The organism is Williamsia serinedens (genome assembly GCF_024171725.1).
Classification (GTDB): domain Bacteria; phylum Actinomycetota; class Actinomycetes; order Mycobacteriales; family Mycobacteriaceae; genus Williamsia_A; species Williamsia_A serinedens.
The window spans coordinates 274,148-287,788 of the sequence record NZ_JAMTCG010000005.1 but is presented as its reverse complement, the minus strand read 5'-3'; the positions used below and the strand labels follow the sequence as shown (position 1 = coordinate 287,788).

13 protein-coding genes are annotated in these 13,641 nt (G+C 66.0%); 1 reads left to right on the top strand and 12 read right to left on the bottom strand.

What is annotated here, in order from left to right:
- Positions 1-16: 16 nt before the first annotated feature.
- From LX12_RS14865 to LX12_RS14820, 10 genes are read right to left on the bottom strand one after another with little or no spacing between them, the layout of a single operon-like run.
- Entirely contained in the window at positions 17-1,660 is a 1,644-nt protein-coding gene (locus tag LX12_RS14865) for a long-chain fatty acid--CoA ligase (RefSeq protein ID WP_253655354.1), read from the bottom strand.
- A 30-nt stretch (positions 1,661-1,690) separates the two neighbouring features.
- A complete protein-coding gene (locus LX12_RS14860) occupies positions 1,691-2,371 on the bottom strand; it encodes a hypothetical protein (protein ID WP_253655353.1) in 681 nt (226 codons plus the stop codon).
- 4 nt (positions 2,372-2,375) lie between these two features.
- The gene (locus tag LX12_RS14855; protein WP_253655352.1) at positions 2,376-3,335 is read right to left on the bottom strand and encodes an MlaD family protein; all 960 of its coding nucleotides are present in this window, start codon (positions 3,333-3,335) and stop codon (positions 2,376-2,378) included.
- Positions 3,332-4,375, bottom strand: a complete 1,044-nt coding sequence (locus LX12_RS14850) for an MlaD family protein (RefSeq protein WP_301284676.1) — start codon at positions 4,373-4,375, stop codon at positions 3,332-3,334. The genes LX12_RS14855 and LX12_RS14850 overlap by 4 nt, the downstream gene beginning before the upstream one ends.
- On the bottom strand, positions 4,372-5,424 hold the full coding sequence (locus LX12_RS14845; protein WP_253655350.1) for an MlaD family protein: 1,053 nt from the start codon (positions 5,422-5,424) through the stop codon (positions 4,372-4,374). The genes LX12_RS14850 and LX12_RS14845 overlap by 4 nt, the downstream gene beginning before the upstream one ends.
- Positions 5,425-5,429: 5 nt before the next feature.
- Positions 5,430-6,422, bottom strand: coding sequence for an MlaD family protein (locus LX12_RS14840; protein WP_308214023.1), 993 nt, complete (start codon positions 6,420-6,422; stop codon positions 5,430-5,432).
- Positions 6,419-7,429 (bottom strand): MlaD family protein, encoded by a 1,011-nt coding sequence (locus LX12_RS14835; RefSeq protein ID WP_253655348.1) that lies wholly within the window; start codon positions 7,427-7,429, stop codon positions 6,419-6,421. Before LX12_RS14835 ends, LX12_RS14840 begins: the two co-directional genes overlap by 4 nt.
- A complete protein-coding gene (locus LX12_RS14830; RefSeq protein ID WP_308214017.1) occupies positions 7,426-8,463 on the bottom strand; it encodes an MlaD family protein in 1,038 nt (345 codons plus the stop codon). The genes LX12_RS14835 and LX12_RS14830 overlap by 4 nt, the downstream gene beginning before the upstream one ends.
- Positions 8,464-8,474: 11 nt before the next feature.
- A complete protein-coding gene (locus LX12_RS14825; RefSeq protein WP_253655346.1) occupies positions 8,475-9,338 on the bottom strand; it encodes an ABC transporter permease in 864 nt (287 codons plus the stop codon).
- Positions 9,339-9,348: 10 nt separating this feature from the next.
- Positions 9,349-10,107, bottom strand: coding sequence for an MlaE family ABC transporter permease (locus tag LX12_RS14820; protein ID WP_253655547.1), 759 nt, complete (start codon positions 10,105-10,107; stop codon positions 9,349-9,351).
- Positions 10,108-10,338: 231 nt separating this feature from the next.
- Between LX12_RS14820 and LX12_RS14815 the strand changes: the two genes are divergently transcribed.
- The gene (locus tag LX12_RS14815; protein ID WP_253655345.1) at positions 10,339-11,214 is read left to right on the top strand and encodes an SDR family NAD(P)-dependent oxidoreductase; all 876 of its coding nucleotides are present in this window, start codon (positions 10,339-10,341) and stop codon (positions 11,212-11,214) included.
- 27 nt (positions 11,215-11,241) lie between these two features.
- Here LX12_RS14815 and rlmB read toward each other — a convergent pair whose 3' ends face one another.
- Together rlmB and cysS are read right to left on the bottom strand one after the other, a co-directional pair.
- A complete protein-coding gene (gene rlmB, locus LX12_RS14810) occupies positions 11,242-12,228 on the bottom strand; it encodes a 23S rRNA (guanosine(2251)-2'-O)-methyltransferase RlmB (protein ID WP_253655344.1) in 987 nt (328 codons plus the stop codon).
- The gene (cysS, locus tag LX12_RS14805; protein WP_253655343.1) at positions 12,228-13,616 is read right to left on the bottom strand and encodes a cysteine--tRNA ligase; all 1,389 of its coding nucleotides are present in this window, start codon (positions 13,614-13,616) and stop codon (positions 12,228-12,230) included. Before cysS ends, rlmB begins: the two co-directional genes overlap by 1 nt.
- Positions 13,617-13,641: the final 25 nt, after the last annotated feature.

Sequence of the window (13,641 nt, the reverse complement as noted above, 5' to 3'; positions counted from 1 at the left end):
TCAGTCGTGTCGTAAGTCAGTCGGACACGACGACGGTCAGCTCACCGCGTTCGTGTTGAGCGCGCAAGACCTTCTTGTCGAACTTGCCGACGCTGGTACGGGGAACCTGATCCACGAACGCCCAGTTCCTCGGGATCCACCACCGTGGGATCTCCTGCGGGCAGTTCTCCGTGAACCACGTGCGGAGCTGATCGGCCGTCACCTCGCGCCCGGGGGCGGGAACCACCACGGCAAGCGCGGTCTCCTGCCAGCGGGGATCCGGCATCGCGACGACGGCGGCCTCGGACACGTCCGGATTGGCCATGATGAGGTTCTCGAGTTCGACCGACGAGATCCACTCTCCGCCGGACTTGATCACGTCCTTCGTCCGATCGGTGAGGGTGAGGAACCCGTCCGGGCTGATGTGCCCCACATCGCCGGTGCGCAGCCAACCGTCGCGAAACTTGTCGTCGTCGTCGAGGCGGTGGTAACTGCCGGTGACCCACGGCCCGCGGACTTCGAGCTCCCCCACCGACTTGTCGTCGCGCGGAACGAGCAGGCCGTCGTCATCCACGAGCCGCATCTCGACACCGCAGATGGACCGGCCTTGTCGTTTGCGGAACGACATCTCGTCCTCCAGGCTCGTCCCCGCGGGCGGGCGCCCGCTGGTCGCGAGTGGCGACGTCTCGGTCATACCCCATGCCTGCATGATCTGGACGTCGAAGCGATCCCGGAAGCCCTGGATCAGCGACTGCGGCACCGGGGCGCCGCCACAGGCGACAAGGTCGATCGACGACAGATCGACATCCGGATTCGCGGCGCCGTACTGGAGCACGTCGTTCCAGATCGTCGGCACCGCACCCGCTTTCGTCGGGCGGTGTGTCTGGATCATGTCAGCCAGGGGAGCGGCCTGCAGGTACCGGTCGGGCATGAGCAACTCCGCACCCGCCATCAACGACGCGTAGGGAAGGCCCCAGGCGCTGGCGTGGAACATGGGCACGATGGGCAGCACGCGATCGGCTTCCTCCAACGCAAGAGCGTTGCCCGTGCACGCTGCCATCGAATGCAGGAACACCGAACGGTGGCTGTACACGACACCTTTCGGATCCCCGGTGGTACCGCTCGTGTAACACATCCCCGCGGCCGACCTCTCGTCCGGGTCGACCCACGAGAACACCGACGACTCAGCTGCCAGCGCTTCCTCATAACGGAGCACCGTGACGTCGCCGCCTTCGAGCGAGGAGATGTCACCGTCGCCCGTGACCAGGACCACCCGAACCGTGGTGAGGCCGGGCAGTACCGGAGCGAGCAACGGGATCAGGGAACTGTCGACGATGACGACCTTGTCCTCGGCGTGGTTCGCGACGAACTGCAACTGCGCCGGGGAAAGGCGAATGTTCAAAGTGTGCAGGATCGCGCCCATCGAGGGGACGGCGGCATAGGCCTCGAGGTGCTCCTGGTTGTTCCAGAGCATGGTCGCGACGCGATCGTCGTCGGTCACACCCACCCGTCGCAGCGCATTCGCCAGCCGCGCGCACCGCTCCTCCATCTCACCGTAGGTGGCGGTCCGGGCGGGCCCGTCTCCCATGTAGGTGATCACCCGGCGCGTGGCGTGGTTGGTGGTCACATGTCGCAGTATCGACGCAACCGTCAGCGACATGTCCTGCATCGTGCTCTTCATCGTCAGAACCCTTCTGCGGCGTCTGCCGCGTCACTGAGCAGGACCGTAGTCCTCGATCTGCCAGCCGCGCCCGGTGTTGGACACAACGACCTTCAGCAAGGTCGGGAGCTCGCTGGGTTGCGGGTTCTGGACGTTCTGCGTCTTCTGGCTCGCGAACACGAGAACCGTGTACTTTCCGTCAGCGCCGCTGACGCTCGTCCCCAGCACGCGGCCGGAGGCCTGCACCTGCGCCTGCTGCATGATCTGCGTCAACGTCGGTCTCACGTCGTCGTAGCGCTTGACCAATGCATCACCGGCGTCCTGTTTCACCGCCGTGAAGAAGGCATCTGTGTTCTGATAGCTGTAGGTCAGCGATCTGGTCGTGTAATCGGCTGCCACCTTGCCGGCAGCAGCCTGCTGAGCGGCCGCATCCTCCATCGACGATTTCGCCTCGTCGGCGTCGGAGTAGAGGAACGCGAACACCCCTACCAGCGCCGCGAGGACAGCGATCAGGGCGCCCGCACACGTCGCACGCGTGCGTGCTGATCGCCACCACCCGTTGCGCCCGACGGACTTGGTGGAATCGGGTGGGACACCCGATTCGTCTGCGGTGTCGGCCGCTGTCACCTGTTCCGCCGCTTCGGCGCCGCCGCTGGTCGGGGACTCTCTCACATCGACGTGCTTTGTCATGATCGGCTTCCTCTTCGCGCTTGCAAGGATCGTGCTCGGCATCGAGTCATCGTGGCGCCGCCTGGACGGCGACGGGGACCTGTGCCCGCCCCGGCCGCGATGCGGGGAAGGTCCGAGCCAGCAGGTCTCCGATCGACCCGAAGTCCACGTACGTGTCGGCGATGGTCGCGGTGGCCGGCTTCACGGCCCGGGTGATGGTCAACAGGTCGGGTTGAAGTATCTGGATGTAGCCGCTCAACTTCTCGACGAGCTTCAAGATGGGTGGCCACTTGTCATAAGACGTGGAGGTGAACACGATGAACGCCCTCTGGATCCTCGCCAGCCCGTCGACCGCTGCAGGCGTGCGTACCGACGCTCTGCTGAGGACGCCACCGACGTTCGACATGAGGCCGAGGAGGAACTCGGCGTTGTCGGCCGTGACACGGACCGCCCCGTCCTTGCCCACGACGTCGACCAGACGGCGCATCATGTCACCGATGGTGTCGAGGTCTCGCGATCGACCGTCGACAGCCGCCGCGATCGTCGAATTGATCGACGCGATCGACGCCGGGTCGAGCGCGTCGGCGACCGCGGACATCTTCGGGAGCACCTCGGGTACCGAGGTCGAGACGTGGACTGCACTCGCGGGGATGACATCGCCTCCCCGGAGATAACCACCTGCCGTCGTCGTGTTCGAGGGGACGAAGTTCACATACTGCTCACCAGCCACCGACAGGTTCTGGATCGACATGACGGTGTCCCTGGGGATCTCGTGCGTCGAGTCGATCGACATGTCGACCACCAGCTGCGCTCCGTCGACATGGATCGACGTCACCTTTCCGACCGGGACGCCCTCCCACATCACCGGAGAGGTGTCGAGCAATCCACCCGAGCTGTCGATCCTTGCGGAGATGGTGTACGACGTGCGGGTCGGATCGACCCGTGCGACGTCGACGACCAGGTACGCCGTACCTATGACCAGGACGACGGCGAGCGCTACCAGCGACGCGAGAGTGCTACGGCTCACGGCATCATTCCGATCGATCTGAGGACGGCGACGAACGACCCGGCGTCACGTCGCGCAAGGTCGCGGCCGTCGATGGAGACATCCGACACGTTGACGTCCGGCCGGCCCACGAACGGGATGAGTTTGTCGCGGATGACACGGGTCGCCTTGTCCGTGACGGTCTTGCTGTACAGGTCGGAGTTGGCGATCGACGCGATCACCGGCGCGATGGCTCCGACCGACTCCTTGATCCTCGTGTACTCCGGGTCGACGATCCTGCCCGCCGCGACCGCGAAGTCGCGCAGGTTCGCGATCAGCAGCGCCACGTCGATCAGTGAATAGCCCAGTCCGTAGAAATTGGTGCCGCCTTTGGTGAGCATACGATCGGTGCCGGACGGGTCGGCCAGGATGACCTTGAGCGTGCGATCGGCCGATTGCAGGACGACGTCGAGCTTGTCCGTGTTCGCCGACACCTGGGACACCGTCTGCAGAGTGGTGCGGTACAACGCGTCGAACTGGGCGGCGTCGGACGGGAATGTCGTGTTCAGCGTCGAGATGGCAGTGTGGATCTTGCCCAGTTCGCCACCCCCGAGGACGTTGGCCATCCCGCGCATCACGTCCTCGACATTCGCGGCCGGAGCGGTTCGGGACAACGGGATCACCGAGCCCGAGTGCAATGTCTGGGTGGTGGACGGCTGCGATGGCGGCAGGAGCGCGACGTAGATCTCGCCGAGAAGGGTGTCCTGCCGGAGCTCGGCTCGAGAGTCCGCCGGCAACACAGCCTTGTCTTTGATGCGTGCGGTCACCACCGCGTGGCCGCGGTCGTAGTCGACGCTGTCGACCGCCCCCACCTCGGCGCCCTCGGAAAGCACCTTGGCCCGCGCAGGCAGGTTCAGTGCACTCGTGAACTCGATGCGAACGTCGTAGCCACCTCCGCCGGAGCCGTCCAGGGTGGGCGGGTTGTCAGCGCTGATACCGCACGACGCCACCAGTACTGCGAGAGTGACAAAGACGACTACAGCACCGGCTACGCGCCGTGATGCGTTCACTGTTCTGATCATCGAGATCGCCCGCCGATCAATCCGGCGATGGTTGCACCCGATGCCGCCGTCTGGCACACCCCTCGCGCGGCCGGAGACCCGCACGCCCCGGCGACTCGAGCGAGAGGCACCGACGTCGCAAAGGCCTTCAGAATCGACTCCGAGTCAGGATGATCGACGACGAGCTTCGCTGTGCGTGCCGCGACTGTCGCCACCACGTTCGGCTGCTTGGCGGCGTTCGCGATGAGCGGGACAGCGGCGTCACCTATCGCGAAGATCGGCGGACCGAAATCCGAGGCGAGGCGCGACAGGATCGGGACGAAGGTGCCCGCGTATTCGGTCGCGGCGCCGAATGTCTGACCGAACGCGATGATCACCTCGATCGCACCGACGAAGTTGTCGAACAGCTGTGTCACCTCGGTACTGTTCTCCGTCGCGACCCCGGTCAGGCTGGCGAGATTAGACACGATGCGGCGGATCTGGCCATCCCGCTTGGCGGGGTCGTCGATGAGGGCCGCCGAGTCCTTGATGATGCCGGAGACATCACCTGCGGTTCCCTGCAGGTTCGCGGAGACCAGTTTGAGTGACTGCATGACAGCGTCGGTGTTACGGCCGTTGTCCCGCACGAGGTCGTCGGACAGGTTGCTGATCGAGTCCAGTGTCTGACTGACACCCAGCGGAGTCCTGGTGCGCGACAGCGGGATGCACTCGTTCGAGTCGTATCGCGCCCCGCCGGCGAACGGTTTCGAGAACTCGATCTGCCTCTCGGTGACGATCGACAGTGACACCAACGTCGCGCCCACATCCGAGGGCAGCGGAACGTTCTTGTCGATCTTCATGTCGACTCGCACGCCCGGCTGATCGCCGTTCTGGTGGATACCCGTGACGCTTCCGACCTTCTTGCCGAGCATCGCGACCGCGTTCCCCGGATACAACCCCGACGCGTCGCCGAAGTCGGCGCACAGCGCCCGTGTGTCGTCGGCAGCCGACGTCCGCGCCACCACCACGCCGACGATCACCACCACGAGCACGAGGACCGCGGCCAGAGGAAGCAGAAGTCGTCGCTGCATGTCTCTCAGCACCTCACATCACCACTCGGGATACACAGCCGCACCGCGGGTTCGGCGGCCGGGCCCCCGACCGGAGCGTCCAACAGAACGCTCAGTCGCCGGGATATCTGATCCACCTGCGACAGAGCATTTGCGTAGCCGGGCATCTGATCGGACACTTTGGTCAACAGTCCCTTGAACTCCTGCACCGACGGCTCGATCCCGTCCCGGTACGCGACGATGGGCCGGGTCAGCAGCTTGAACAGGCGCCGCAGGTAGTCGAACCCGTCGCGGACGTTCTGGATGTCGGGCCCCAGGGTGCGGGCGAGGAAGCTGAGTTGCCGGAGGAAGTCGACGAGGACCTGCTTCCGGTCGGCCAGAGCCGCCACGTACTCGTCGGAGAGCGCCACCGTCTTGTCCAGTTGCCCGTACTGGCGTTCGAGCAGGTCCATCAGGGCGCTCGAGTTTCGCAGCGCGTCGGGGATGTCGGTGTTCCCGTCGGAGAACGCGCCCTGGAGCAGCGACGCAGTCCTGCGCAGATCGACACCACGCACATCTCGGAACACCGGTGTCGTCGTTTCCAGCGTGCTGGAGATGTCGTAGGTGCTCCCCGTCTGGGTGAGGGGGATCGCTCGGTCCAGGTTCGCCGGACTGCGCCCCGGGTCGAGGTCCAGAACTCGCCCGCCGATGGGGGTGATGAGACGCACGTTCGCAGTTGCATCCGAACGCAAGGCCACAGAATTTGCCAGCCGGAACGTCACCGTGATGAATGTGCCGGTCAACTCGACGGTCGATACCTTGCCCTCGCGTATGCCGGCAATACGTACCTGATCACCCGGCTCCAACCCGCCGGTGTTGACCAGTTGAGCGGAATACGTGCGCTGACCCGGCGGCGCAACGTACACGACGCCCGCGATCACCAACCCGACCACGATGACCACCGTCACCACACCGGCGACGATCAGATCTCGCCGTCGTTCCGGGCGATGGTGCGGGCGGGTCCGAAACCACGACTTCACTGGCAGACCACCAATCGCTGTCCCATCAACGCGACCTGCGCCGTCCTCGGCAAGGTCATGGCTCCTCGAGAACACCCTGCGCCGGCTGCTGCGGGTGTGGCGTTCGACGCCGCGGAAAGAGCCTCGAGAACCGGCTTGAGCAGCACCGCGCCGTTCAGCAGCGCCTCGGAATCACCGGGCTCCCGGGACAGTCGGCCGTAGATGGCACCGAAGCTCGCGTCGTAGGTCGACTCCAGCTGCTCACCGCTGAGCACCGTCTTCGACAACGAGCGGTTCACCTCCCGGAGCGACGCACGGAGGCGGTCGCTCACCCGGCTGAAAGCGTCGACGATCGACCCCAGTTTGTCGATCAACTCGACGAGTTGGGCGGAGCGACCCTTCAGCTGGTCGGACACCTGACCGAGACTCGTGACGATGTTGGTGATGATCGACGTTCTCTGCGTCCCGTAGGCGGTGATGTTCGCGACCTGCCGCATCACCGGTGCGATACCGCGGCCATCCCCCTGGGCGACACGCAGCAGGTTGGACTGCAATTCGTTGATCTCGTTCGCGTTGAGCGTGTCGAACACCGGCTTGAAGCCGTTGAACAGCGTCGACACATCGAACGAGGGGATCGTCTTGTCCAGAGCCACTTGGGCGATCGAGTTCGCCGACGAGCCCTGCGCAGCGCCGACGAGTTCGACATACCGCTGGCCGAGAAGATTCTGGTAGCGGACTGCCGCGGTGGTCTGCGGTGTGATCGACACGTTGTCGTCGAGGTCGAACCGGACGACTGCAGTCGAACCTCTCAGCTCGACGTCGGTGACATATCCGACCTTGACACCTGCCAGGCGCACACCGTCGCGTGGCTTCAGTCCCGAAGCGTCGGAGAAGACCGCCGAGCGCTGATGCATCGACCCGTCGCCCGACGGTTGGAGCAGCGCGACGATCGTGTACGACAGGACGCCGATCACCGCGACGAAGGCGACGATCTTGAGAATCGTCGGTGTGATGGATCGAAGTGTCATCGCGTGGGCCCTCCCATCCCCAACGCACTCTGCAGTGCCGGCGAGGTCTGGACGACCAACGCGAGCTGCAGCTGAGCGCGCCCACCGACCATCGGCGTCGCCTTGTCGATGCCGTCGAGGACCTGCGGGATGGTGTAAACGGTCCGCACCAACCCCGAGGCCGAGCGAGCGACCGGCCTGGCGAGGTCGAGTCCGACGTCGAGCAGCGAGCTCAGTGCCGGGTAATTCTTGGTCAGCAGGCCGCCCAGCGCACCGAACAAGACTTTTCCGGTGTCGTTCAGGTTGCTCTTCGTGCGGGCGATGTTCTGCTGTGAGGCAAAGAAGTCTGCGATGTCCACGTTCTTCAGCACGCCAGGTACAAATGGCGTCATGAAGTCGGCGACACCGTTGGACAGGTCGGCAGCGATGGCGAGGTCGGCGCCCACCGGCCGCCGTTGAACCTCTCGTGTCAGCTGCGCGATCTCGAACACGAGCTTGCCGGTGTCCGCGAGCGTCTGTGAGTCGTCGACCACGAACTTCACCACGGCGTTGAACGACGGCTGATCAAGCGCCTCGACAAGGGTGGAGATCTTGCGGATCAGGGTCGAGACCGACGTCTGTTCAGATTGCTGTCGGTTCACGTACACCGTGCCGCCGTTGCGCACGCGCGGTCCGCGGCCCGGATCGAGGATCTCCAGCGCGGTGGGCCCCAGCGCGTTGGCGGACGTGTAGTTCACGCTCAACCCTTGTCGTAACTGCAAGTCGTCGCGCGAGCCCGTGAAGTCCACCGTGAGTGTGGCTCCGCGATCACGGACCACGACATCGGAGACCTTTCCCACGGTGTATCCGAGGTACTTCACCTCCGAACCGCTCTTCAGGCCGTCGCCGATCGTGTCCGTGTTGATCGTCAGCGTCGACGTGTCGGTGTAGTCGCCGTTCGCGTTCCCGATGAGGAAGTACGCCGCGATCACCCCGACGACGATGAGGATGAGGCCGCGAACGATCAGGCTCCGGCGCGACGGAGCGCGGCCAGACGGGTCTTGAAACACTGCCACCTGATCGCCGCCTATCCCGAGATCCGCACGCCGGAGTCGAATCCCCACATCAGGAGAGTCAAGATCATGTCCTCCACGACGATGATGATGAGACTGCTGCGGATCGCCCGCCCCGACGCTCTGCCGACGCCCTCGGCCCCACCGGTCGCGTAGTAACCCTGGTAGCTGTGCACGATGACCACGGAGACCACGAACACGAGGACCTTGATGAGCGAGAAGACCAGGTCCTGCGGTTTGAGGAACTCGTTGAAGTAGAAGTCGTACGTGCCTGCGGACTGACCGTGGACCTGGGTGACGACCAGCTTGGCTGCGAAGAAGCCGAGGATGAGGGTCACGATGTAGAGCGGGATGACTGTCGTTATTGCTGCGACGACACGGGTGCTCACCACGAACGGGATCGGCCGGACAGCCATCGACTCCAATGCGTCGATCTCCTCGGCGATGCGCATCGACCCGATCTCCGCGGTGAGCCGGCACCCAGCCTGTGCCGCGAACCCTATACCGGCGATGATGGGTGCGAGTTCGCGCGTGTTGGCGTAGGACGACAGGAAGCCTGTCAGCGACCCCATCCCCACGAGGTCCAGCGACGCGTATCCCTGGATGCCGATCGACGCGCCGACCGCGATGCCCAGGATGGCGAGCACGATGGCGGTGCCACCTCCGACGAGTACCGCACCGCGTCCCCACGCGAACTCCTGGATGTAGAGCATCGTCTGACGTCGATAGGAAGTGGCGACGTGCTTGATGCCGACAGCCGAGTCGATCACGAAGGTGCTCACGTGCCCCAGCTGTGCGGGTATGTCGGCAAGAGGACCCACTACTCGATCGAAGGACCGAGTGAACGCCGCGAATCTACTGGATGGAACGGTGGTCACGCGATGGTCCTCATCCGATGGTCTGCGGGATGAACATGGTGGTGAGCTGGGTGATGAACACGTTGATGACGAAACATGCGACCACACCGAGCACCACGGTCGCGTTGACCGAGGTGGCCACCCCCTTCGGTCCGCCCTTCGTCGACAACCCGCGGTGACACGCGATGGAGACCACCACGAGACCGAAGATCAAGGACTTCACGAGCGCCACGACGATGTCGGTGACCGACGCGAAGGACGCGAACGAGGCGACATAGCTACCGGCCGTGATGCCCTGGACGTTGACGCTGATGAGGTACCCGGCCAAAAGCCCGGTGAACACGATCAGCATGCACAGCAGCGGGGCGACGAACAGTACCGAGACGAATCGCGGGGCCACGACGCGACGGATCGGGTTTAGCCCGATCGTTTCCATCGCCGCGATCTCCTCCCTGATCGTGCGTGCGCCCAGATCGGAGGCGATCGCCGAACCGGCCGCTCCGCCGAGGAGGAGCGCGGTGACGATCGGCGCTCCCTGCTGGATGATCCCCAGGCCGCCGGCGGCACCCGCGATGGACGTCGCGCCGACCTGCTGGGTGAGACTGCCGACCTGGACCGACACGATCACTCCGAAGGGAACCGCCACCAGAATGGCCGGGAGCGTGGTGACGGTGATCACAAACCACGTCTGCGTCACGAACTCACGGAACGGGAAGCGCGCGGCGACGATGTCGCCGATCGCCCATCGAAGTGCTTGCCCGGCGAGGCCGATGGTGCTGCCGAATGTCACCGCACCGTCGACCGCGCGGTCACCGATTCCAGTGGTGATCACCGTCTCCCGTCGTCTCGATAGTGGACCAGGTCACCCTGGAATGCGTTCAGCACAGTATCAGGTACTTGGCGTATTACCTACGTTCTCACAAATCGGTCCCGCGGCCGCCGCATTTCGACGAGCCGGTACCGGAGTCGGCGACATCAGTCTGCGAAGGCGCTTCGCCGTCGTCGGCTACCGTGATGGCGCATGAAGGCCCATCGCTATGTTCCCAACCCCGTGCTGCAGCTGGTGATCGACAGACCCCGCATGGCGGTTCCGCGGACATATCTGTTGTCGCGCCGGCGATCTCGAGCAGACGACTTGAGCGGACAATCCGTGTTGGTGACCGGCGCCTCGTCAGGTATCGGCGCCGCGACGGCAGCGAGTCTCGCGCGGCGCGGCGCGCACGTGCTCGTGGCATCGAGACGCACCAGCGAGTTGGACGATGTCGTCGCACGCATACATCGCGACGGAGGAAGTGCATCCGCCTGGCCGGTCGACTTGTCCGATCGTGTCGCCACCGAACGGATGATCGGGGACGTGCTCGACAAACACGGGTGCCCCGACATCGTCGTCAACAACGCAGGCCGGTCCATTCGTCGACATGTGCTCGAGTCGACCGGCCGTCTCCACGACTTCGATCGCACGCTGGCGCTGAACTATCTCGCGCCCGTTCAGTTGACACTCGGATTCCTTCCGGCGATGAAGGAACGGGGCCGCGGACACTTCATCAACGTGTCGACCTGCGGGATTCCTATAGGCGCCATGCCGATGTTCTCGGCATATGCGGGTTCAAAGGGGGCCTTGACGGCATTCAGCAGGGCAGTTGCCTCCGACCTGCGCGGAACCGGGGTCGCGGTGACCCTCATCTACTTCCCCCTGGTCAGGACCGCGATGATCGCGCCCACCGCCGACTACGCTGAGGCCCCGGCGATAACTCCCGAGGCAGCCGCCGACTGGATCGTTCACGCGGCCTCGCGGCGCGGCGCGGAGGTGATCCCGGTGATGGCATCGTTCATGCGAGGCCTCGGCGCTGTGTCGCCGGTGGCTGCGGACTGGCTTGCCGCCAGAGGCGCACCCTGACACGAGGGGCGTGCGCCGTCCTGCCGATCATTCCCGAGTGGACCCTGAACCGCCTCGACGCTGGCGGGCGAATTCGGCGAGGACGACACCGGCTGCGACCGATGCGTTGAGGCTCTCCACCTCGCCGGCCATCGGGATCGACAGGATCGAGTCACACGACTCGCGGACCAGCCGCGACAGTCCCTTGCCCTCGGAACCGACCACGACGACGGTCGGACCGGTGCCGTCGTAGTCGTCGAGCGTGGTGTCGCCGTCGGCGTCGAGGCCGACGAGCTGCGCCCCACCGGCGGCCCAGTCCTTCAGCGTGCGGGTGAGGTTGGGGGCCTGCGCGACCGGAAGACGTGCTGCGGCACCGGCACTGGTGCGCCAGGCGACCGCGGTGACGCTCGCGCTGCGGCGCTGCGGGATCACGACACCATGGCCACCGAACGCGGCGACGGACCGGATCACGGCACCCAGGTTGCGGGGGTCGGTGATGTTGTCGAGCGCGACGAGCAGCGGCGGGGTGCCGCTGTCGACGGCGGCGCGCATGACGTCGTCGGGATGGGCGTACTCGTAGGCCGGCACCTGCAGCCCGACGCCCTGGTGCAATCCGTTGACGCTGAACCGATCCAGCTCGCCCCGGCTCGCCTCGAGGATCGCGATGCCCTTGTCGCCGGCGATCGCGACGGCCTCGGACACCCGCTCGTCTGTGTTGCCACCGACCTGGACGTACAGCGCCGTCGCGGGCACGCCCGCGCGCAGGCACTCGACGACGGGGTTGCGCCCGACGACGTACTCGGGACCGTCCTCCTCACGACGACGCGCCGCGGGCCGTCCGGTCCGACCGGTGGGCGCAGCCTTCTTCGCCGCCTTGGCCCGCTTGTGCGCGACGTGGTACGGCCTGTCCTCGGCTTTCGGTGTGGCGCCGCGACCCTCGAGTCCGCGACGGCGGTTGCCGCCGGACCCGGCGACCTGCCCCTTCTTCGACCCGGTCTTGCGGACCGCGCCCTTGCGCTGCGAGTTGCCGGCCATCACTGCCCCTTCAGGTTCCACTGCGGGCCGTCGGCGGTGTCGGTGACCTCGACACCGGCCGCGGCCAATCGGTCGCGCACGGCGTCAGCGGTGGCGTAGTCCTTCTCGGCGCGCGCGGTGGTGCGCCGCTCGAGTTCCGCGCGGACGAGGACGTCCAGCGCGGACATGGCCTGCGAGCCGTCCCCGGCGCTCTCCCACCGGGGATCCAGCGGGTCGACACCGAGCACGGCGGTCATCGCCCGGACGGACGACGCCGCGTCGAGGGCGCCCCGCGCGTCACCGGCCTCGGCGACCGAATTGCCGTGGCGCACCGCGGCGTGGATCTCGGCCAGCGCGGCGGGCACCCCGAGGTCGTCGTCGAGGGCGGTGGCGAATCCGTCTGTGACCGAACCGATCTGCACGTCGGCGAAGCGCGAGCGCACACGGTGGACGAAGGACTCGATCCGACGGTATCCCGCGGCGGCCTCGGTGAGCGCGCCGTCGGAGTACTCCAACATCGACCGGTAGTGCGCGCTCCCCAGGTAGTAGCGGAGCTCGACGGGTCGCACGCGCTGGATCATCGCCGGGATGGACACGACGTTGCCGAGCGACTTGCTCATCTTCTCGCCACCCATGGTGACCCAGCCGTTGTGCAGCCAGTACCGCGCGAAACCGTCACCGGCGCCGTGCGATTGGGCGATCTCGTTCTCGTGGTGCGGGAAGATGAGGTCCATCCCGCCGCAGTGGATGTCGAACTCGGCGCCCAGCAGCGAGGTCGCCATCGCCGAGCACTCGAGATGCCAGCCCGGCCGTCCCGGACCCCACGGCGTCGGCCACGACGGCTCACCGGGTTTCGCGGCCTTCCACAGCGTGAAGTCACGGTCGTCGCGCTTGCCCGTGCCAGCGCTCTCGCCCTGGTGGACGTCGTCGAGGCGATGTCCTGACAGCGCCCCGTAGTCCGGGAGGCTGCGGACGTCGAAGTAGACGTTGCCGTCGGCCGCGTACGCGTGGCCGCGGTCGATCAGCCGCTCGATGTAGGTGACCATCTGGGTGATGAACCCGGTCGCCCGCGGCTCGGCGGACGGCGGCAGCACCCCGAGCGCGTCGTAGGCCGACGAGAACTCCCTCTCGTGCGTGGCCGCCCACTCCCACCAGGGCCTGCCGGCGTCGGCGGCCTTGGTGAGGATCTTGTCGTCGATGTCGGTGACGTTGCGGACGAAGCGCACGTCGAGACCGGAGTGCGCGAGCCACCGGCGGAGGATGTCGAACGCGATGCCGCTGCGGACGTGCCCGATGTGCGGGACGCCCTGCACCGTCGCGCCGCACAGGTAGACCGACGCCTCGCCCGCACGCAGCGGCTCGAAATCGCGCAGCTCACGCGCGGCGGAGTCGTACAGGCGAAGGGTCACGTGCGGCGATCCTACTGGAGGACCG